Raw genomic sequence first — 21,455 nt, 5'->3', positions numbered from 1 at the left:
GTAGAGGGTGGAACGGAGGGTGTCAACCCCGCAGCAGCGTAAAGTTGTCCTTCCCGGAGCCGCACTCCGGACAGTTCCAGTCCTCGTCCACCCGATCGAACGGGAAGCCGGGAGGAATATTGCACTCGGGAACCCCTTCGGAGGGATCGTAAAGAAAACCGCAAATCTCGCAGACGTATCTCATGCTGTTGCTCCCCGGATTTCCGCGCGAACCCCTTGCCCGCGCGGCGAAATCAAGGCCCGCCTCCGGGCGGGCCTGCAGAATGTCATGACCCAAGGCGCGACCGGAATGAACCGGTTCGCGGATCGTGACGACCCGCTGCGCGACTCCTGACGAAACCAACGCCGTTAAAATAGGACAAATCCGGTCTTAATTAAAGCAAAATCCCGCGGCGTGTCGCGGGTTGCGTCGACTTGAAGCCTTGGGGTATCATCCCGGCGTTTGCGGTTTCTCATACGATCTCCCGAATACGCCGACCATGACGAAAAACAAGCACAAGAAGACGTTGCCGGGTTCCGACGCGGTTCTTCCGGATCCATTGCCGCAGTGGCTTGAGGCCCTTCCCGCGGTGAGGGAAACCCTCATGGCGAACCTGGTCATGATCGGCGAGATTCCCGCCCCGACGTTCGATGAGCGCGAACGGATCGAATTTCTCGTACAGCGCTTCAGCGAATGCGGCCTTCAGAACACCTCGATCGATGAGATCGGGAACGGTGTCGGCATCCTTCCGGGACAGGAATCAAACCGCAACATTCTGGTGGTCGCGCATGCGGACACGGTGTTCCCGCGGTCGGTCGATCATTCGCTGACGGTAGGGCATGACGCCGTCGTCGGCCCCGGCGTCGCCGACAACAGCCTCGGGATGGCGATGCTCGCCTCGCTGCCCACGATCCTCGAGCGGCTGGACATACGGCTGCAGTGCCATCTCGTACTGATGGGCGCGGTCCGCGGCCTGGGCCGGGGCAACCTGGAGGGACTCAACTTCTTCCTCGATAACAATACGCTGCCCCTGGAGGCCGGGCTCTGCGTAGAGGGCGCCCAGCTCGGCAGGCTCAGTTACATCTCCGCCGGAATGCTGCGCGGCGAGATCCGCTGCCGGGTGCCGGAAGAATTCGACTGGATCCAGCGCGGCGCGACCAATGCGCTGCTCACGCTCAACGAGGTCATCAACCGCATCCTCGCCATTCCCCTCCCCCGCCGGCCGCGCACCTCGATCGTGCTCGGCTCGATCGAAGGGGGCAAGGGGTACAATGTGATCCCGACGGAGGGCCTCCTTCGTTTCGAAGTCCGCAGCGAATCCGAGGAACAGGTCCACGACATCCATGAACGCCTCGAGGAGATCGCCGCCGAGGTGGCCGCACTCACCGACAGCGAGGTCGAGCTGCAGACGGTCGCCCGGCGCCATCCCGGCGGACTCACCATGCGCCACCCGCTCGTCCGCACCAGCCGCCGCATCATCGAAACGCTGGACATGGAACCCCGCATCACACCCAGCATCTCCGAGCTTTCCTCGCTGATCGAGCATGGGATCCCCGGAGTTACGATCGGCCTGACCGAGGCGGAGCACCTGCACACTCCGGAGGAGCGGATCGCGCTGCAGCCGCTCTACAACGGGATGGCCCAGTTCCTCGCACTCCTGGCCGCCATCGACGGAGGAATCTGCCATGACGCCGAATGAGTGGATCGAAAAGAACACGTTCCATCACGCGCAGTTCTGGGACCTCTGCCGGATGGTCGAGGAGAAGGAACGGCAAGACCTTCGCATATCGCTCTGTCTGCCCACGCTCAACGAGGAAAAGACGATCGGCAAGGAGATCGTCCTGTTCAAGTCGGAACTGATGGACCGCTACCCGCTGATCGACGAGATCGCGGTCATCGATTCGGGGTCGTCGGACGACACGCGCCGGATCGCATCGGAGTTCGGCGCGGACGTCTATCTCTCGCGCGATATCCTCGCGGACTACGGCGAGAAGAAGGGCAAGGGCGAAAACCTCTGGAAGGCGGTCTACCAGCTCTCCGGAGACATCATCGTCTACGTCGACGCGGATATCCGCAACATCCACCCCCGCTTCGGCTACGGCATCATCGGCCCGCTGATCTATCGTCCCGAGATCCACTATGTGAAGGCGTTCTACGACCGCCCGCTCGCCGTGTCCCCCGGCGTCCGCTCCTCGGGCGGCGGCCGCGTGACGGAGATCCTCGTCCGCCCGCTCTTCTCGCTGTTCTTTCCGGAGCTGACCGCCCTCCTCCAGCCGCTCTCCGGCGAGTACGCCGTGCGCCGGTCCGTGCTGGAGCACATTCCCTTCCCGATCGGCTACGGGGTGGAGACGTCGCACCTGATCGACGTCTACTGCACGTGGGGCATGGAGGCCCTCGCCCAGACCGACCTGGACCAGCGCGTCCACCGCAACCAGTCCACCCGCGACCTGGGCAAGATGTCCTTCGGCATCCTGCGCACGTTCCTCTCGCGCATGGAATCGCTCGGCATCCTGCACGGGCTCCCGGAACTGGGCCCCGTGCTGCGCCAGTTCCAGGCGCGCGAGCAGACCTATGAGCAGATCGAACACACGATCGCCTCCGAGGAGCGCCCCCCGATGATCGGGCTGCCGGAATACCGCGAAAAATTCGGACGAGAGGAATGAGCCCCGACGGCCCGCGCATCGCAGTCGTGCACTACCACGCCCGCCCCGGCGGCGTGAGCCGCGTGATCCGGCAGACGATGGAGGTTCTCTCCGCGGAGGCGGAACTCACCGTCCTTCTGGGCGAACCACCGCCGGAACACGATCCGCTCGCCGCCCGCTGCACGGTCATCCCCGAACTGGCCTACAGCGCGGAGGACGCCTCCGCGCCGCAACCGGGGCTCGCCGACCGCCTGCGCGCCGCCGCACAGGACGCCCTGGGCGCCGCCCCGGACCTCTGGCACATCCACAACCACTCACTCGGCAAGTCCCCGGCCCTGACCCGCGCAGTCGCGGAACTGGCCCGGCGCGGCGAGCGGCTGCTGCTCCAGATCCATGATTTCGCGGAGGACGGACGGCCCGCCGACTACCGGCGGCTCTCCCGCGCGCTCGGCGTCGATGCGCTCCGACGCACGCTCTATCCCGATGCCCCCCACGTCCACTACGCCCTGCTCAACAACCGCGACCGGAACCTGCTCGCCGCGGCCGGACTCGACCCTGCACGCCTCCACCTCCTCCCCAATCCCGTCCGCACCCCGGCGTCCTCGAGCGGCGCGGAAGGCGCGTCTCGCGGGGCCGACGACCGCCCGGCGACGGTCGTCTATCCCGTACGCGCCATCCGACGCAAGAATATCGGGGAATTTCTGCTCTGGTCCCTTCTGAGGCCGGAACGGCGCTTCGCGATCACACTGGCCCCGCGCAACCCGCGTGCCCGGCCCGTATACGAGGACTGGGTCCGCTACGCGGCCGACCGCGGCCTCCCTCTCGAATTCGAGGCCGCCGGCCCCGGCGGGGAGGACTTCCCCGCCCTGATCGAACGGGCCGCGGCGCTGGCCACCACCAGCGTCGCCGAGGGATTCGGCCTCGCCTTCCTCGAACCGTGGCTCGCCGGCAAACCGCTGACCGGTCGCGACCTGCCGGAGATCACCGCCGATTTCAAGGCGTGCGGGATCGACCTCTCCGCGCTCTACGACCGTCTCGCCGTACCCGCGGAATGGATCGACTCCGCGGAGCTGCGACGCCGGATCGGGCAGACCCTCCGCGCCACGCGCGAGTCTTATGGCCTGCCTTTCCGGGAGGAGCACGCCGGACGCGTGCTGGAAATCGCGCGGTCCGAGGGACCGATCGACTTCGGCGTGCTCGACGAGGACCTCCAGCGCGTTGTCCTCGACCGCCTGAGCGAAGATCCGGGGGCACGCAGGGAACTGGACATTCCGGACGCGTTCCCCGCCGCCGACGTCATCACGCACAACCGCGGCATCGTGCAGCGCGAATACGCCCCGGACCGTTTCGCGGCACGGCTGCTCGAACTCTACCGCGCCACGGCGGGATCGGCGGCCGCCGCACCGGACCATGCCGCCGACCCGGCCCGGCTGATCGACGCCTTTCTCGCGCCGAAACGGTTTACGCTGCTGAGGACCTGAGAGACCGGGAGCCGATCGTCATGGCCGCAAACACGCAAAGACAGGAAGAAGAAGGGGGATGCCGTCGCGATCTGATCGCGATGGTGCGCGATCAGTCGAAACCGATGGCCCCCGAACCGACGGGGATGGAGCCGCGCCTCGATCCGCTCGACGACATCCGCGCGGTGTTGTTCGACGTCTACGGCACGCTGTTCATCTCCGGGGCGGGCGAGGTCGGGAGCGCGGCGGCCGTCGATCGCGACGAATTGCGGGAACGGATACGACGGGCCCACCGGGAGGCCCGCGCACGGGGCGTCGCCCATCCCGAGGTCGATATCCGCGAGCTGTGGTCGACCCCGGACCGGGACTGCGCGAACGTCGAACGAGCGGTCGTCGAATACGAATGCCGCGTCAATCCCGCCTGGCCGATGCCCGGCGCGAAAAGCGTCGTCGACACCCTGCGGACGGCGGGGTACCCGCTGGGGATCGTGTCGAACGCGCAGTTCTACACGCCGATCCTCTTCGCCGCGCTCTGGGGCGCATCGCCGCGCGAGGCGGGGTTCGATCCCGGACTCTGCGCCTGGTCGTGGAAGATCGGCGAGGCCAAGCCCTCGCTGCGCATGTTCCGCGACGTCCTGACCCGGCTGGCGGAACGCGGCATCGAACCGCAGCAGACCCTCTATGTCGGCAACGACATGCGCAACGACGTCCTCACCGCCGCGCGGTCCGGATGCCGGACCGCGCTGTTCGCCGGCGACCGCCGTTCGCTGCGGCTGCGCGGGGACGATCCGGACTGCCGCGGGCTGCGGCCGGATCTCGTCATCACCGAATGGACTCAGCTCCCCGGTGCGCTGCCCGCGCGCGGGCGCCGGTAGCGTCGACGGTAGGCACGCGGGGTCATGCCCTTGCAGTTCTTGAACATGCGCGCGACGTTGCTGTCCTCCGGAAACTCGAGGGCGGCGGCGATCTCGGCGATCGTCAGATCCGACTCCAGCAGGTACTTCGCGAACCGGTCCATGCGCACCTCGCGAATACAGGCGTAGATCGTGCGTCCGGTCAGTCGCTGAAACCGTGTGTACAGAGCGCGCCGCGACAGGGGCACGGCGCGGACCACCTCGTCGACATGCAGGGGGCGGTACGCATGATCGTGGATATAGCGCACCGCGTGGGCGACCACTTCATCCTCGTAGTCGAGACGGTCCGTCGACCGTCGCGCCAAGACCTCTCCCGGAGCAATCACGATCGATCGAGGGCTGCGCCGCCGCCCGCGCATGAGCAGGTCGAGATGTTTGGCCGCCTCGTACCCTCCGCCTTCGGTGTTCAGTGTGACGCTGGACAGGGGGGTCATCGTGAGTTCGCACACCGCCGCATCGTTTCCCACGCCCAGCACCGCGAATTCGTCGGGCACGGACCGTCCGACGGTCTTGACGGCCTCGAGGACGAACAGCGCGAAGTCGTCGTTGCACGCCAGCACCCCGCAGGGCGTCGGCTGCGCGCGCAGCCAGTCGCTCAGCGCCGGCAGATCGCGGCTCCAGTCGAGATGTTCGCCCGGTGCGGGGGGCGCGTACACGGCGCACGGGTATCCGGCTTCTTCGAGGGCTGCGCGAAACCCGTCCCGGCGGCGGCGGGAGAAGAAGAAGAGTTCGTCCATCCCGCAGAAGGCGAAGTGCCGCGGTCCGCATTGCAGCAGATGCTCCGCGGCCCTGCGGCCCACGGCGGCATCGTCGACGAGGATATTGGACACGCCTTCGACGGGGTCGCTGTAGGGTGAGAACACGGCGGGAACGCCCATATCGAGCAGCGGCCCGGCCTCCGCGCCCTCCCGCACCACCATGCCGTCGGGCTTCCAGTGGCGGAGGTGTTCGAGTGCGATCGCGCCGCCGCCCGACACGTAGGGGATGCGGCGAATGAACTGCCACCGCTCGTGCAGCCCCGCGTAGGCGGCGATGCCGCGCATGATCCCGCGCTCGTAGTGCCGGCCCGCCTCCATCAGCAGGGCCACGCGGCGCGTCGCCGGTTTGTTCCGGACCGTCATTCCGCGATCTCCCTTAAAACGCAGATCACTCCGCGTCCCGGGCGCGCTTGAGATGCGGGCGGCCGACGACCAGGATGAGCAGGCCGAACACGGCGAAAATGATATAGCCCCACGGCGCCCCGAGTTTCCCGTTCAGGTTAAACACGCTGAGCGCCCCGGAGGCCAGCACGGCCGCCGCCATCAGCACGTTCCAGATCGCCCGCGCGGGATCGGTCGGCATCCGGTCGCCCATCAGCCGCCGCTGGTTGATCAGCAGGAGAAAGGCGAGATAGGCGATGGGCAGCAGCGTCGCGCAGAAGACCGACGTCGGCACGGCCAGCCACATCATCGCCCCCCTCCAGCGAAGCAGAACCAGCACGGCGAGCGCGGGCATCAGACTGCCCGCGAGCTGTGTCTTCCCGCGGGCAGGCCGTCCGAGCAGCTCGCACAGGCACAGCCCGTTGATCAGCATGAGCATCGTCGCGGCATTGAGGGCCATGGCCACGATTCCGAATCCGAAGATCACCTTGGAGGGGCCTTCGCCGAGCAGGGGGGCGAGGGCCTCGGCCAGGTTGAACGAATCGCGGTCGACGATGGTCGCCGCGTAGACCCGGTCCGCGCGCTCCAGGCGTCCCGCGTAGAGACCGTTGACCCGGTCGAGTGCGGAGCCGACCGCCGCGGCTCCGGCCTCGCCCCGTTCACGGGCCCGCGTGAGATCGACCAGCTCGGCACGCGCCGCCTGAAGCCCGGCTGTCGCCGACTCGCCCGCCTCCCACTGAATCCGTCGATCCAGCAGTGTCCAGTAACGCCCGGCCAGTCGCTGGTAGGCCGGACTTTCCACATAGCGCTCGACGTCGACCCCTTCAACCAGGCCCCGTTCCGTTTCGCCGTGAAACTGGCTGGCCGAAGCGATGACGATGCAACCGGTGGCGAGGGCGAAAGGGATCACCAGCCCCGTTGCGAGGTCGAACACCGCCAGGTGGCGGAACTCATGGTTCCAGCCCTTGCGGAGCATCGAATACGGCAGGAGAAACGTCATATTGATGCCTACGGCGGTCGCGGCGGCGCCGGTCATGGTGTCGCGCTGCTTGGCCACCGTGAACTCGCTCCAGAACGCCCGAACGGCCGGGTCCACCCTTTCGATTAACGCCGCCAGCCGGTCGCTCGGCTCGAACAGGAGGCTGAAGTCGGGAATGAGACCGGCGCCCACCGCCGGCCACGTCACCGCTCCGCCCAGAAAAAGTTTAAAAACGACGCCGACAAAACAGAGTACGATCGAGCCGATGAGCAGTTTGATGATGGTCTCGAAGATCTTCACCCCGGCCCCGCCGTGGTTGTAGAGCATCACGTTACCTATCGCGACGGCCATGACGATGAGTGCGGCGCCGAGCGTCCCGCCGAACCCCGGCCCGAAAAAGCCGGGAAACAGGTTCTGCTGCAGCGCGCCGGCGGCCAGCGCGTACTGCGGCATCGACCACACCATGTTGGCCGCGATCGAGGCGAGCACCCAGCTCCAGCCCAGTACGGGGCTCACGTGCTCATTGATCGCCTTCAGCGGCCGTTCGCCCGTGGAGAGCGCGACGTAGGAGATCGCCGCCAGCATCGCCACCCCGAGGATCATCGCCACCGGCTGCACCCATAGGAAGGCGAAACCGACCAGCACCCCGAGGTAGAGCGAGTTGGAGAGCGACCCGCCCCCGATGGTGATCGCGCTCTGCAGCCAGCCCGGGCCGGAAAGCTTAAGCCAGGCCCCGAAGGTTGCGATCCGCCCTCTGCCGGCGGCCTCCCGCAGAACACGACGTTCGTGTTCGACCCGCGAACTACCTTTATCCGCCGAACTCATGGCTCCCTCCTCCGGATGGTAAGCTTAAGACCCGGGCTTCGCGGCCGGGACCTCGTCTTCGCCGTTGAGCACCTTCACCCGCAGATCGCGCCAGAGAATCGTTCCACGCTTCCCCACATGAACCTGCAGGGCGAAGAATCCCTCGCGCAACCCGTCGTCGAACAGTTCCGCACACGGGACGCCGTTCATCCAGGTGCGCAGGTGATCTCCGCGTGCGTGGATCACCACCCGGTTCCAGTGGTCCGGACGAAAGGCCGCCTGCGCCTCCGGCCGCTCCTTGAGATTCACCATCCAGCCGCGCCAGGCCTCGCCGTAGATGCCGGCCGACCACCGGCGCGGCGAGGGGTCGAGTTCGTACTGATACCCGTACACCCGCCCGTCGCCGTCGCGCTGCTGCGAGCGGAACTGGATACCCGAGTTGCCCGGCACCTCCATGCGCACCTCGCAGGTGAAGATGAAGTCGCGGTACGCATCCCGAGTGCGCAGAAAGGTGTTGGCGGACGCCTCCGGATCGCAGACCCCCACGATGGCCCCGTCCTCGACGCGGTACGAGGCCGTTCCGTTGACCCGCTCCCAGCCGGTGAGATCCTCGCCGTTGAACAGCGCATCCCACCCCGGCCCCGTCACCACCGGGACTTCTGTACCGCCCTTCCACCCGTCCGCGGCGGCGCAGGAGGCGCTCAGCGCGAGGATCAAGACCGTCCGACCGATTCTTCCGGGCTTCATGACGACCGCTCCACGGCCACTTCGGCGCCGCCGCGCTCATCCGACACGTAGGCCGTGTAGATGGTGGCGATCGCGTCCGCCCCCAGCTCGATGCCGGACTCGGGCGCCTCCCCGGCGGCCGCGGCGCGGTAAAAGGCCTCGATCTCCTGCGGATAACCGGTGAACCAGTCCTCATCCGGCGAGGGATTGCTCCACCCCTGCTTGGTGCCGGTCTTTTCGACGACGTAGATATCGTTGAAGTTGGATTCGACCGGATTGTACGTCTCCATGGCCGTATTCGGATTGATGTTGCACATGGTGCGGTGGTTGTTGGCCGCGACCTCCAGCCAGTTGTGAATCCCGCCCATGATGATATCGGACGAGAAGATGTCCGCGACCGTGCCGTCGTCGAACACGATGTGCACCATGGAGAAATCGTCGATATCATGATACCCGGTCCGCAGGTGCCCCTCGTCGCGGTATCCCGGCAGGCGGGTGATGGCATGGGTGCGCGAGGTCACCGCCGCAGGCCGGATGGGCCGGCCGTCCCGGGCCAGGCCCTCCTTGCGCTTGAGGTAGAGGGCGGCGGTGAGCGGATGACACCCCTTGCTGATGGTGACCCCGCCTCCGGAGTGCTTCCAGAACCCGTAGGTGTCGGCGTGCGATCCGGAATGGGCCTCTTCGCCGTAAATCCACAGGCACTGCGCGCCGGTCTTTTCGATGACCTCGCGCTCTTTCTGGATCGAGGGGGCGTAGACCCAGTTCTCGGCGTAAAGGATGCGGCCCTCGCTCGCCTGCTCCGCCTCGCGCATCCGCTGTACGCTGGCCATGGCCTCCCTGAGGGCGGTCTCTTTCGATGCGGTCTCGCCGTTGAAGTTTCCGCTCCCGTCGCCGAAATAGCCGGTCAGCGGTTTTTCCACGATAGGACTCACCCCGCGTGCGAGGGCGGCCAGGGCGACCGCCTCGTGCGAGCTGGCCACGGTACAGACGTGGACGACATCGACGTCGTCGAGCATCGCTTCGAGTGAATCATAGGCGTGCACGCCGCGTTCCCCGGCCCATGCCGCGCATTTTTCCGCGTCACGGTCGTACACGCCGCGAAAATCCACCCCGGTTCCGTACACGCGCCGGATATTCTCGTAGTGAAATGAGCCCGAAAAACCCAGTCCCGCAATTCCGCTCCGCACGGTTTTCTTATCCACGTTAACTGCTCCTTTCGATGGCGGTTTACTCAATTGGTTTTATTCGGCCCCGTTTTCGTCCGCGTACTTCAGGACCACCGTATACATCGCTTCGACACCCGGGGCGGCGGGTCCGCCCAGCACCACGGCACCGGGGTCGAACCGCTTCGCGTACAGGGCGATGGGAAGTCCCCCGGCATCGAGCGGCTCCGACATCTCCGGCCGGGACCAGCCCTCCAGCCAGTCGGGAAGATCGGTACATCTCCGGTCGAATCCCACGTAAACGGTCACCGGCCGTTTCACTCTGAACTTCAGGAATGCCTCGCCGGTGCGTCTTTTGTCGCCCATCGCCGTGAGAATATAGGTCGCCCCGGCCAGTTCCGGCGGGACGGATTTGAAGATGTACTCCCGGTCGACCGCCAGCGGGACGCCCTGCCAGAGTCCCCCGCGCGAGACTTTGTATTCCGCGGGAGACTTGGTCTCCAGATCGGAAATCTCAGGCGCTACGTTTTCGTAGCTCAGCAGTGCGCGTTCCTCGTCCCGCCGCGCAGCCTCATACCCCTGCGCGTAGAGTTCTTCGATCTCGGCGGGCGGAAGTTCGCCGCGCAGGCCGGTCAGGATCTGCGCGTACCCGCGCAACGCCAGCACGTTGTGTTTCAAACCGTCGGCCTGCCGGGCGGCCTTTAACAGTACGGGCAGTGCGGCACGCGAACGCCAGTTTGCCAGCACCCGCACCGCCGCATCGCGCACGGCTTCGTGATCGGAGTCGAGCGCGCCTTCCAGCGCGGACAACGACGCGTCCTCGCGAAGCATGCCCAGCACGCGGATCAGCGCGGGCCGCGCGGACGGGTCGGCGCGGCGCCAGGCCGCCAGCAGCGGGTCGGATGCGCGTCCTTCGGGCATCAGCCTCTTCGCCAGCCGCGCCGCGGCGTCGGCCGCCACATCCCCGCCCTGTCCCCTCATCAGGATCCGGAGCACCTCCTGCAGCGTGTCCTTATCGCCCAGGGCGGCCACCGCATCCGCCGCCGCTCTGCGCACATCCCGGTCTTCCGAGGCGAGCCAGCCGATCATCGCCGGGAGCGCGGACGGATCGGCGCGTCCGGCGAGCACGTCGATCAGCCTCGCCCGTCCCGCGGGTTCGGAAGAGCGCGCGACGTCAAGCAGCCGCGAGGTGACGGCCGCGCCGGGGATCCGCGCCAGCGCGGTCTCCGCCGCGTCGGAGGGTAGCATCGCCAGCAGCGGGTCGATGTCGTCCGTTCCGCCGGCACGACCGGCGACGCGCGCGGCGGCTTCCCGCACGGCGGGATCGTCGGAAGCGAGCAGCGCACGGGCGGCGGGCAGCGCCGCTTCGGCATGCCGGTCCGCGAGTACGGTCAGGGCGGCAGCCTGCTCGCCGGGACGCAGATCGGGAAGGGCCTTCACCGCGCTTGCGATCATGGTGTCGTTCGCGGGCGAGCGCAGCAGCCTTACCGCCTGCCGACGCAGGTCCGGATCCTCTCCGGTCAGCGCATCCACGAGCAGAGATTCACCGCGACCGGGGTCGAGACGCAACAGGGCGTTCAGCGCCGCGATCCGCGCGTGCGGCCGATCGCTCCCCGCAAACAGGGCGGCGGCCGCGTCGGCGTACTTTCTTTCTTCACCGTGCGCGGCGGAAACCTCGTTCAGCGCCTGAAGCAGGGCTTCTCTGAAGGCGGGGTGGTCATCGCCGTGCCGTTTCCAGTGCGGGCCCAGGACGCGCACCGCGGCGCGGGGATCGATCCGGGCGAGCGCGGACGCCGCGGCGGCCGCCGTTTCCGGATCGCTCCCGGAGATATACCCCTCGAGGGCCGACACGGCGCGCGGTTCGGCGCGGTCGGCGAGCGCCGCGATCAGCATCCGGCGCACGGGGGGGGCGACGCGTTCGAGTGCATCGATCATGGCCCGGCCCGCCTCCGGCGAGGGATGGAGGGTCAGGGCGCGCCCCGCCGCGCGGGCGCGCACGGCATCGTCGTCTGAGAGTATGCGGTGGAGCGCGGGAACGGACTCCGCGCCGCCGATACGGCCGAGCTGGCGACCGATAAACTGGGTCGCCGCGACGGTGGTTTCAGGACGCCCGAGCCAATCGAGCAGGTACGACTCGAGCAGCGCGCGGCGGTCCGGATCGGCCGAGCCGCGGTCGACCATCCCGCGCACCTCCAGCAGCGGGTCGCGGCTGTCGCCCATCTCGTACGCCACGACCTCTGCCGCGAGGTCCTCGAGCGCGGTCTTCATCCAGGCGGAGGAAAACAGGGGACGCGACCGGGCGAACTCACCCCAGAGGCGGTCGATCTCCGCCTCCTTCTCGTCGCCGGCGTGCACCACGACGCGGTAGGCGAGTTTCACCGCCTCGCCCTTCTCCAGCGTCATCTCCCCGCCCTCCAGCCAGAGCATCGGCGTGGGCGAGAAGAAACCGTAGTCGCGGGTGAGCCACGGCGAGGGGTGCCAGCGGTTTTCGGGGTGCGTCAGGATCGCCGCACCCTCGATTCCGCCTTCGCGGGCGCCGTGGTAGTCCATCCAGGGCGAGTTCTTCTTCAGGGTTTGCGCCTGTCCCGCGTCGCCCGCGGCGTTAACGAGGGTGCCGCCCTGCTGCACGGAGAGTTCCGGATGGATGCGGAGCGCGAACAGCGAGTGGTTGGTCTTTCGGATCCGTACGTCCTCGAGGGCGACCCAGACCACGGCGAAATCCAGAAAACGGGTTTCCGCGTCGGGTGCGGATACGGTGATCCGCCGGTAGTCGCGCATCACGGGATCGCCTTCGTGGGGCTGCCAGTCGCAGATGTCCTCGATGACCACCCGGTCGCCCGCGGACTTCCTGATCTCGGGACCGCGGGAGATCTGCCGGCTCTCCGGCTGATTCTGGTGGTGCCAGAAATCGTAGCCGTTGATGTGGTCGCAGCCGAACCAGGCCGAATTGTGGTGCGGGTAGGGTTCGGAGGACTCGGTGGTGACCGATTTCCCCGAGAGCGGTCCCGCCAGGGGCCACAGGTAGGGTTTCTTATTGAAGCGATTGACGAAGCGATACTCCGTGAAGCGCTCGCCGTCGACGTCCACCACGACCGCCTCTGATTCCATGCGGGCGGTGACCGGAAGGGGGTCGGACTGCGCCGGGATCGCGGCCGCCAGGATTGCCATCCATATAAAAAAGATCTTCTTGCTCATGCCGGACTCCATAGGTTGAACGCGGGCGTTACACGTGCCAGGGGTTGCGCATCGGACGCCAGAGCATCCGGTTGGCCGTCTCGTCGTTTACGAACTGCTCGGCCTCCGCATCCCACTGCAGCGGGCGGCCCAGCCGGGCGGCGATATCCGAGATCACGCAGGTGGTGTTCGAACGGTGCCCCACTTCGACGGGTGCGACCGGGGCCCGGCGGCTGCGGATGCAGTCGACGAAATTGCCCATGTGGTTCGCGCTCCGGTACAGGTGTATTTCACCGGCCCCGAGGGTCTCCTGCAGCAGCGAGGCCGGTTCGGCCTCGAGCGCGCCTCGGCTCACGAACACGCGGCCGGTTTCCCCGTAAAACGTGACGCCCTGCCGGTAGCGGCGGTGGTCGCCGAAAAAGACCGGGACGCCGTTCGGGTAGACCAGTTTCACGTTGTACTCCTGGTGGACGTCCCAGGGCCCGTCCTCGTAAGCCGCCCATGCGGAGATCGTGCGCGGCCCCGAGTGTTCCATCCCCAGCGCCCACTGGGTAATATCGATGTGATGAGACCCCCAGCCGGTCATGTTTCCCACCGTGTAGTCACGCACGCGCAGCCACCCCGGCCGTGAATATCCTTCGGCGGGATGGACCCGAAGCTCGTTGTAGGGTTTGTACGGGGCGGGCCCCAGCCACAGGTCGTAGTCCAGCTCGGGCGGAGCGGGCGTCGGCGCGACCGGCGCCGTGTGGGGGTCCAGGGGACACCCGACCTCCACGCGCCGGATCTTCCCGATCCGGCCGTTGCGGACCAGTTCACAGGCGAACCGGAAGCGCGGGTCCGAGCGCTGCTGACTGCCGACCTGCAGGACGCGACCGTAGCGACGCACGGTATCGCTCAAAACCCGGCCCTCGTGCACCGTATAGGTGAGCGGCTTCTGCAGGTAGATATCCTTGCCCGCCCGCGCGGCCTCGATGGCGTTCAGCCCGTGCCAGTGGTCGGGGGTCACGATCAGTACAGCGTCGATGTCGGGGCGGGCAAGGACGTCGCGAAAATCGCGATATTCGCGGCAGCCGCGGTATTCGCCCGACGCCTTTCGGGAGGCATATCTCTTCTCGACCTGGAGCCGCGCGTCGCGGCAGCGGTCGGCGTCAACGTCGCAGACGGCGACGACCTCCACCTCGTCATAGCCGAGCAGCGATCCGAGATTGCCCCGGCCCATGCGCCCGGTTCCGATCGCCGCCGCGGTGATGCGGTCATTCGCCGGAACCGCACCCTTCACCCTTCCCGTCCACAGAAACGGCGCGATCGTGCCCGCCGCACCGGCCCGAAGAAAACTTCGCCTGTCCGTTCGCTGCTTCATGCCGTCCATCCCCCTCGCGGAAGCCCGCTTTTATCGTGGAGAAACAAGTTTTCATCCTACGAGCCCCGCACCGTTCGGGCAAGGCGCTCACGTGCATAAATATCGTCATTTCGTGCAGCAATTCTGCCTGAAAAAGCCCCGGCGGTGTGCCGGGGCTTTTCGGTTCTGATGGCTGTAATTCGAAGGTCAGCTTCGTTTCACTACTCTCCGCAGGCGGAAGACGGCCAGACCGAGAATGAGCATGGTGAAAGCCGCCGGCTCAGGGATGGTCCACACAAGATCGACATTGTCGCCGTTGCGCTCGGTCGTGAAATCGCCGAGTACGGATCCGTCGTAGTAGACGTCGACGTTATCGAAGTTGCCCTCGCTCGTCCCTGCACCGGTGTAGGAAGCTACCGTCCAGACGTGCTGCGTATCATCCGTCCAGAATGTATCGTCGAAGTCGACGGTACTTTCTGTGCTGTTGAGGATCAACCGCAGCTCGCCGTCGAGCTGCATGTCGCCGCCGGTCACGTCGATCCCGTCGAAGTTCGTTCCGCGGCCGGATTCGGTGTTGTCGATCAGCTCCCATTCCGTGTAGGTGCCATCCTGCATCGTCAACCCGTCTTCCGCCGTCAGAATGCCCGGAGAGATGCCGGGCCGCAGAAAGCCGCCGGTTTCGACCGTAATCTGTCCGCCGACCGAAGCCGAACCCGCAAGGCGCGCACCGTCCTGCACGGTGACCGCCGCATTGGCGAGGTTGGTGTTCAGCATCAGATTCCCGTCCGCGAGCGTCAGGTTCCCGGTAAACCCGCTGTTCTCCGCGCCGAAACGCAGTTCGGATCCGCCGGTCTTGGTGAGGTTCGCCGAACCCGTCAGCGTGCCGTTGATCGTCGAGATACCGTCCACCTGGATCGTGCTTTCCGAGGCGGCCGTGATCGTGCTGTTGGAGTAGATGCTCAGTTCATGTCCGAACGAGGGATTGAACGTCCCGCCGTCGAGCGTGAAGTCCGTTGCACTCCAGTTGGAGAGGCTGCGCGTGAGCTTGAGCGTACCCTGTTGCACCGTAATCTCCGGGGCCGTGTTGTTGATCCCGTCGATCTCGACCGTGTTCGAACCGGCCTTGATGAAGCTCTCCTGGACCTGGTTGTTCAGCACGATATCGCCCGCGCTGCCGCCGATGTAATTGTTGTCGTCGGCATCGCCATCTGCGCGAATCTGCCCGTTCATCGTCGCGGTCGTGGCGGACGCATTGGTCAGGTAGGCCGCGCTCGTGCCGCTGGGATCAAAGACGATGTCCCGCGACAGCGTTTTACCGTTGAGATCGACCGTGCCGCCGGAGCTGCCGTTGATGAACACCCGTCCGCCTGCATCGGACACGGCCTGTTCACTGCCGAGCACCAGTATGGAGTCGTCCTGCACCTGGATATTCCCTACGCCCGGAGGCGTGTAGGTATTGGTTCCGCTCAGCGTCACCGAGCCGCCGCCCGTTACAAGGACGCTGGCATAGCCGTCGAGATCCGAAGCGACGTTCAGGTCCCCGAAGGCCCCCGTAAACCGGTAGACGCCGTTCGAGTCCACACTGATGTCGCCGCCGTAGGTGTGGGCGCCGTCGGAACCCAGCGAGATGTTCAGCGATCCCATGTCGAGTGTCTCATTGTTGTCGCCGGGGATGAGCACTGCGCCGGCCGAACTGCCGCCGTCAATATGCGTCAGCAGATTCGAGGTTCCCCATCCGCTGGCGACCACCGCCGCTTCGGAGGAGTTCAGGTTGACGTCTGTCGCGACGGCGTCCTCGCGGTTGAACTGAAGGATACCCTCATTGACCGTGGTTGTGCCGGTATAGGTATTCGTGCCTGTGAGCGTCTGCCGCCCGCTGCCGGTTTTCACAAAGTTCAGCGTGCCGACATCGTCATACAGCTGACCGGCGAACGAACCGTCCGCGTCGTTCGCACCGACCGTGAGCGTATCCCCGCCGAAACGCGCCCCCGCTTTGGCGCCGGAGTCCTCCCCGTTCAGTGCGCCGATCGTCTCGTTGGCGTAGATTCTCATGCTGGCCAGTCCCTCGACATACACATCCGAAGTATCCGGGATCGCGCTGCCGTTGCGGATATAGGCCTCCATGGCGATCCCGTTGGTGCCGATATAGGTGTCGCCCGCATAGGTATTGGCGCCGGCGACATTGATGTTCCCCGCCGTGCCTCCGCGCGGATCGGCGTTCAGCACGAGATCGCCCGTGCCGGAGATGCCACCGTCAAGGTTGAGGTTCCTGTGGCCGGACGCCTGCCAGATCCGGATTTCGAGGTCGGCGTTATCCAGCACGATATCGGCGTCGTAAGAGGTGTCGCCGTTCAGACCGTTGGCACTGGTGATGACGTTGTGTCCCTCGCCCTTGACCGTCACGGTCTGGGTGTCCGCGAACACGCCGGAGCCGCGTGCGGTTTCAAGGGTCGCATTCGCCGAACTGCCGTCCTCGCCGAGAATAAAATCTGAGCCCTGGGTCATCTGCGTGCCGTCGACCCCCGAACCGAAACTGAAGGTACCGCGCCTGACCACCGTATCGCCGGTGTACGTCGCGGCCTGGCTCAACGAGACCTGCCCGCCGTAATCGGCAATTATTCCGCCGTCGTTCGCCCCGCCGGAGACCACCCCTTTGAGCCGGATGTCGCCTGAGCCCGTGCCGCCGACGACGACTCCCCCGGCGTCGTTCAGCTCGACATCGCTTTCTATAATAAAGAGGTCAGAGGTATCGTTTTCGATCGACGCCTGCGCGCTGCCCCTGGAGAAGCGAAAGGAATTGCTGTGAATCGTGTGGCCCTGTGTGCCGTTCATTACGAGCGAATTAAGTTCGAACGGGTCGGCTAGATCATGGTAGGAGGTCGCACGGCCGTTTTCGATGATCACCACCGTGTTCGTCCCCGCCTGGGCGACGTTTCCACCTTTCCATACGGAGTTGCTGCTCCAGAACACCGGGCTGTCCGGCCATGCCTCGTTCGTGTAGGTCACCGCGCCCGCCGTGGCGGCGGTGCCGATGATTACGGCGCATGCAATTAAAGCGATCATGCTTTTTGCCGCTTTCATAATGGTCTCCCTCCTTTTTCTATTTCAACTTGCGTACTTTGCTACCCCTTCCTCCCGACAAAATCAAGAACTAATTTGACAATATGGGATAAGACTTATTTTCCTTTCGTCCTGATAATCCGGCAGGGGGACGTGACGGTCCACCCTGTCCGTCGTGAACAATGACGATCCTACACAGAAAAAGGCCGCTCCGTTTTCTTGCGTTGCGCGTCTGAACGCGATCCGGCATAGTGTGTCGATTTCAAACAAAGGACGGGAAGGTTTATGCGTAATCTGCTCACATCCATATGTCTGCTCTCCCTCGTGGCCGTCTGCACGGCGGCTCCGGAGCGGCCGGCGGCCGATCGTTATGCGGCGGCGGTCAACGACCGCGTCATCACGGAAGGCGAGGTCAAGGCCTACATCGCGCCGCAGATTCAACGCATCCGGCGGAGATTTCAGGGTAGCGAGCGGATCGAGCGGATGAACGAGGTCTACCGGGAAGGGCTGCAGGCCCTGATCGATCACGCCCTGATCCTCGAGGAATTCGACAGCAGCCAGTACCAGCTCCCGCAGGAAGTGGTGAACGAGGAGATAAACCGTTTCATCCGCGAGAATTACGGCGGGGACCGCACGACGTTTCTGCGGGCGCTGAAAAAGCAGAACGAGACCCTCGAGGAGTGGCGGCAGGATTTCCGCGAACGGATCAAGGTCCGGATGATGATGCACGTGCACGTCTACGCCAACGCCGACGTGTCGCTGGGAGACCTGCGCAGGGCTTACGTGAGTAAAAAAGACGAGTTTCGTACACCGGCGCAGGTGAAGTTCCGGCTGATCCGCATTCAGCGCGGCGAGTCCGAAGAAGACCGGGCGGCCAAGCGGGAGGAGATTGAGACGATCCGCCGCAGGATCGTCGAGGACGGCGAACCCTTTGCGGCGGTGGCGCGCGAGATGTCGGAGGGGAACCGGGCCGAAGAGGGCGGAGCTTACCCCTGGCTGGAACCCGAGGATCTCGCGCCCGAACTGGCCGCCGCGCTCGGAGATCTCTCCACGGGCGAGGTGAGCGGGGTCATCGAGGCCGAAGACAGCTATTACCTGGCCACGGTCGAGGGCCGGCGCGAACCCTCGGTACAGCCCTTCGGCGAGGTCCGCGAAGAGCTGGAAGAGCGGACCCTGGCGCGGAAGCGGGCGCAGGTCCGCGAGCGCTGGCTGGACCGACTGCGCCAGAAGCACGTGGTACAGATTTTCGACCGCCCCGAATCGGAGTCCGCAGGCTGAATCAGGATCCTCCCCTCTCGCGCAGACTGACCCGGCCCTCCGAGGTCCGGCGTCTCATCCGGGAACTCGACCTCCGTCCTTCGCGCGGGCGCGGGCAGAACTTTCTGATCGACGCCAACATTCTCCGCTGCGTGATCGACTCCGCGGGTCTGGAGGATGGGGACGGCGTACTCGAGATCGGTCCGGGGCTCGGCGCGCTCACGGCTGGCCTTCTCGAACGCGGCGGCCGGGTGACCGCGATCGAGAAAGACGGACGGCTCGCGGACCATCTCCGCCGCCTGATGCCGGATCGACGCGCCTTGCACGTGCGCACGGAAGACGCGCTCGAGACCGATTTCGGCGAACTCTTCCGCGCGAGCGTGTGCCGGGTGGCCGCCAACCTGCCCTACTCCGTGGGCACGCGCATCCTCGTGCGGATCGTCGACGCAGAACCCCGGCCGGAGACCGTGGCCGTCATGCTTCAGCTCGAGACCGCCCGGCGCATCGCCGCCGCGCCGGGTTCTTCCGATTACGGTCCGCTGGCGGTGCGCACGACCGCCTTTTTCGAATCCGCGCTCGTCAAAACCGTAAGCGCCACCTGTTTCTATCCGCGGCCCGAGGTCCGTTCGGCGGTATTACGGCTCGTCCGCCGCGACACCCCCGCGATCCGGAGCGACGCCTATCCCCGGCTCGTCGAAATCCTGCGGAGCGCCTTTTCGCAGCGCCGCAAAAAGCTGAGCAACACGCTCCCGGACCTTGATTTGCGTGCCGTCGGCATCGATCCGGAACTGCGTCCGCACCGTGTACCTCCGGGTGACTGGTACCGTCTGGCCGAACGCGCGCTGCACGCGTGATAAGCAATCCTCCCGCGATCCCGTCCCTTTCCCCTTCCTGACTTCAACATTGCCCGGAAACCTACGCAACGGGTGGAAGGAAAAATCGTACCCCTGAGCTCTCATAAAATCCACATCCGCGTCATTCGCCACAGCACTTCTCATTATGGCCGCTTTCCGACCGCGGACGGCGTGGCAGCCGTCCCTCCCGAGTCGATATCCGACGCATTTTCGGGCACTGGGAGGGTCGGGTGCCACCCCGACCGAAAAGGGTGAAGCCATAATGAGAATCGCTGCATTCGCCATCCGTGGTCATCCCCGCCCGGAACCCATCCGGTCCGCGCGGGAGGCGATGATCTCCGCCACGCGGTCGATCATGGGATCCCGGACGGATAGATTCTCGCGCAATCTACAGGCGGCCTCGCCGATCTCCGTCGCGAAACGGGCCACGCGCTCCCGGAGCATCGGCCAGGCGAGTCCGGTTTCTTCGGCCATCCGTCGCCAGTGATCCGGCCTGATTTCCGTGAGTGTGCGGCACCCCCCGATATTCATCGCGAGCCGAGTGGAGATTTCGGGCCAGGCCAGGGTGCAGACGAGGTCGTAGGCGGGGGCGAGTCTCCGTTCATGTCCGCGATAGAGGAGGGAGAAATTCTTCCCGTGGGCGTCCGCGTTGCCGATCACCGCATTGAAGATCATCGTATCGACCAGTTCCAGGACATCCAGCACGGGTGCCGTGGACCAGTCCCGCAGGAGTTCGAAGCCATGTCGGAGCAGCGGACCGCCCTCCTGCTGATACTTGTGTTCCGGCGGATACCCCAGCGCCTGGCAGAAATCCTCCTGATGTATGCGACGCACGCGGCCGCTTTTATCCTCATCTCGATCGAAGCGTTCGATCACGAGATAAGGAAGACCGTTCGTGTTCCTCATTTCAACGGGCGGGACGTTCAATCCGGCCTCCCCCGCCAGTCTCATGCAGAATGATTCATTCGCCGCTAATCCGCGGAAACTTTCAGGTTCCGGTTTCAGGATATGCGTGCTCGCGGTGTTGTTCAGAGGAAGGCAGATCGATCCGCCACGCACGACGACCGGGAGTTTCCCCTGAGCCCCCGCCAGCGAAAGCCTCACACCCTCTTTTCCCGCCATGAGGGGACGCTGCGGCAGTTCCGCAAAAACACGCTTCAGTTCGTCTTCGCCGAATTTATGCAGCGCCTCTGCATCCTCGGTCCGGGCGGCGGCATCGTCGGGAAGCAGCCTGACCGCCCCCGCGCACTCGCCGCCAATCCGTTCGAGCATGGCGAAGTCGTTGCGCTCACTGATCCCGAGGATCGAGGCGATACGCCTGCGCGGAGTCTCGTCGGGAAGCACGCCCGCAAAAAAGGGTCGTGCATATTTCCCGCGGAATGGTTCCTCGCGCAGCGGAAGACTGCGGGAGAGCGGTATCGCATCCGGCCGATTCAGCCACGACGGAGCGTAACGGAAAAGCAACAATCCGCTGTCGTCCTGATCCAGCGCCCCAACGTGCTCGTCGTTCAAGTAAACGAAAAGACGACGCATCACACCCCTCCGAGGTTATCACCGGGATTCGACGTCGACGCCCATTCCAAGCGCCTTGAGCACCTGAAGCGCCTTCCCGGTCTGACAGGTGGGCTTGCCCTTCTCCAGGTCCACGATGAATCGCAAACCCGTCCCGCAAACCATGGCGAGATCCTTCTGCGTGATCCCCATTCGTTTGCGCCGACGCCGCACCGCCGCACCCAACTGCTCTGTGTTTTCTATCTTCATAGTTACCGTTCGGGAATATAAACACAAAAGAGAGTTAAATAAAACAAAATATTCCTGATCGGGAATATAAAGGAAACCAGGCGCCAACAGAAGATTTGTGTTACCGTTCGGGAAAGAGCCGGATGGGGATTCACCACAGCGGTCACAGAGGATGCCGGGGTCGGGATGGGAGACGACAAACGTTCGTAGTAGCGCCGCAAGCG

At 65.4% G+C, this 21,455-nt stretch carries 16 protein-coding genes; 6 read left to right on the top strand and 10 right to left on the bottom strand.

What is annotated here, in order from left to right:
* Positions 1–22: 22 nt before the first annotated feature.
* Complete coding sequence (locus tag L21SP4_RS12230; protein ID WP_074041511.1) at positions 23–184, bottom strand: rubredoxin; 162 nt, start codon at positions 182–184, stop codon at positions 23–25.
* A gap of 295 nt (positions 185–479) precedes the next feature.
* Between L21SP4_RS12230 and L21SP4_RS01110 the strand changes: the two genes are divergently transcribed.
* Genes L21SP4_RS01110 through L21SP4_RS01095 form a run of 4 tightly spaced genes read left to right on the top strand, consistent with a single transcriptional unit; the run spans position 480 to position 4,957 of the window.
* Positions 480–1,679: a M20 family metallopeptidase gene (locus L21SP4_RS01110; RefSeq protein WP_052880935.1), complete on the top strand. Its 1,200-nt coding sequence runs from the start codon at positions 480–482 to the stop codon at positions 1,677–1,679.
* A complete protein-coding gene (locus tag L21SP4_RS01105) occupies positions 1,666–2,643 on the top strand; it encodes a glucosyl-3-phosphoglycerate synthase (protein WP_052880934.1) in 978 nt (325 codons plus the stop codon). The genes L21SP4_RS01110 and L21SP4_RS01105 overlap by 14 nt, the downstream gene beginning before the upstream one ends.
* A complete protein-coding gene (locus L21SP4_RS01100; protein WP_052880933.1) occupies positions 2,640–4,103 on the top strand; it encodes a glycosyltransferase family 4 protein in 1,464 nt (487 codons plus the stop codon). The genes L21SP4_RS01105 and L21SP4_RS01100 overlap by 4 nt, the downstream gene beginning before the upstream one ends.
* A gap of 20 nt (positions 4,104–4,123) precedes the next feature.
* Positions 4,124–4,957 carry an HAD family hydrolase gene (locus L21SP4_RS01095; RefSeq protein WP_052880932.1) on the top strand — a complete coding sequence of 278 codons (834 nt, stop codon included), beginning with the start codon at positions 4,124–4,126 and terminating at the stop codon, positions 4,955–4,957.
* On the opposite strand, the gene L21SP4_RS01090 is transcribed toward L21SP4_RS01095, so the two are convergent.
* From L21SP4_RS01090 to L21SP4_RS01060, 7 genes are all read right to left on the bottom strand, one after another.
* A complete protein-coding gene (locus L21SP4_RS01090) occupies positions 4,918–6,117 on the bottom strand; it encodes a XylR family transcriptional regulator (protein WP_052880931.1) in 1,200 nt (399 codons plus the stop codon). The genes L21SP4_RS01095 and L21SP4_RS01090 overlap by 40 nt on opposite strands.
* A gap of 25 nt (positions 6,118–6,142) precedes the next feature.
* Complete coding sequence (locus L21SP4_RS01085; RefSeq protein ID WP_052880930.1) at positions 6,143–7,939, bottom strand: divalent metal cation transporter; 1,797 nt, start codon at positions 7,937–7,939, stop codon at positions 6,143–6,145.
* Positions 7,940–7,963: 24 nt separating this feature from the next.
* Positions 7,964–8,665 carry a 3-keto-disaccharide hydrolase gene (locus L21SP4_RS01080; RefSeq protein ID WP_082116422.1) on the bottom strand — a complete coding sequence of 234 codons (702 nt, stop codon included), beginning with the start codon at positions 8,663–8,665 and terminating at the stop codon, positions 7,964–7,966.
* Complete coding sequence (locus tag L21SP4_RS01075; RefSeq protein ID WP_052880928.1) at positions 8,662–9,846, bottom strand: Gfo/Idh/MocA family protein; 1,185 nt, start codon at positions 9,844–9,846, stop codon at positions 8,662–8,664. The genes L21SP4_RS01080 and L21SP4_RS01075 overlap by 4 nt, the downstream gene beginning before the upstream one ends.
* A 39-nt stretch (positions 9,847–9,885) precedes the next feature.
* Positions 9,886–13,002 (bottom strand): DUF6807 family protein, encoded by a 3,117-nt coding sequence (locus L21SP4_RS01070; RefSeq protein ID WP_052880927.1) that lies wholly within the window; start codon positions 13,000–13,002, stop codon positions 9,886–9,888.
* Positions 13,003–13,030: 28 nt separating this feature from the next.
* A complete protein-coding gene (locus tag L21SP4_RS01065) occupies positions 13,031–14,341 on the bottom strand; it encodes a Gfo/Idh/MocA family protein (RefSeq protein ID WP_074041510.1) in 1,311 nt (436 codons plus the stop codon).
* A 186-nt stretch (positions 14,342–14,527) separates the two neighbouring features.
* On the bottom strand, positions 14,528–17,401 hold the full coding sequence (locus tag L21SP4_RS01060; RefSeq protein WP_052880925.1) for a beta strand repeat-containing protein: 2,874 nt from the start codon (positions 17,399–17,401) through the stop codon (positions 14,528–14,530).
* A gap of 264 nt (positions 17,402–17,665) precedes the next feature.
* Between L21SP4_RS01060 and L21SP4_RS01055 the strand changes: the two genes are divergently transcribed.
* Together L21SP4_RS01055 and rsmA are read left to right on the top strand one after the other, a co-directional pair.
* Positions 17,666–18,658 (top strand): peptidylprolyl isomerase, encoded by a 993-nt coding sequence (locus L21SP4_RS01055; RefSeq protein ID WP_052880924.1) that lies wholly within the window; start codon positions 17,666–17,668, stop codon positions 18,656–18,658.
* The gene (rsmA, locus tag L21SP4_RS01050; protein ID WP_082116420.1) at positions 18,586–19,491 is read left to right on the top strand and encodes a 16S rRNA (adenine(1518)-N(6)/adenine(1519)-N(6))-dimethyltransferase RsmA; all 906 of its coding nucleotides are present in this window, start codon (positions 18,586–18,588) and stop codon (positions 19,489–19,491) included. The genes L21SP4_RS01055 and rsmA overlap by 73 nt, the downstream gene beginning before the upstream one ends.
* 291 nt (positions 19,492–19,782) lie before the next feature.
* Here the strand turns inward: rsmA and L21SP4_RS01045 are convergent, their stop codons facing one another.
* Together L21SP4_RS01045 and L21SP4_RS01040 are read right to left on the bottom strand one after the other, a co-directional pair.
* A complete protein-coding gene (locus tag L21SP4_RS01045) occupies positions 19,783–21,024 on the bottom strand; it encodes a type II toxin-antitoxin system HipA family toxin (protein WP_052880922.1) in 1,242 nt (413 codons plus the stop codon).
* An 18-nt stretch (positions 21,025–21,042) separates the two neighbouring features.
* On the bottom strand, positions 21,043–21,252 hold the full coding sequence (locus L21SP4_RS01040) for a helix-turn-helix transcriptional regulator (protein ID WP_052880921.1): 210 nt from the start codon (positions 21,250–21,252) through the stop codon (positions 21,043–21,045).
* Positions 21,253–21,455: the final 203 nt, after the last annotated feature.

Origin of the sequence: Kiritimatiella glycovorans (assembly GCF_001017655.1) — a bacterium.
GTDB classification, from domain to species: domain Bacteria; phylum Verrucomicrobiota; class Kiritimatiellia; order Kiritimatiellales; family Kiritimatiellaceae; genus Kiritimatiella; species Kiritimatiella glycovorans.
Note: the sequence above shows the minus strand (reverse complement) of the source record. Positions and strands in the feature narration are given on the sequence as shown.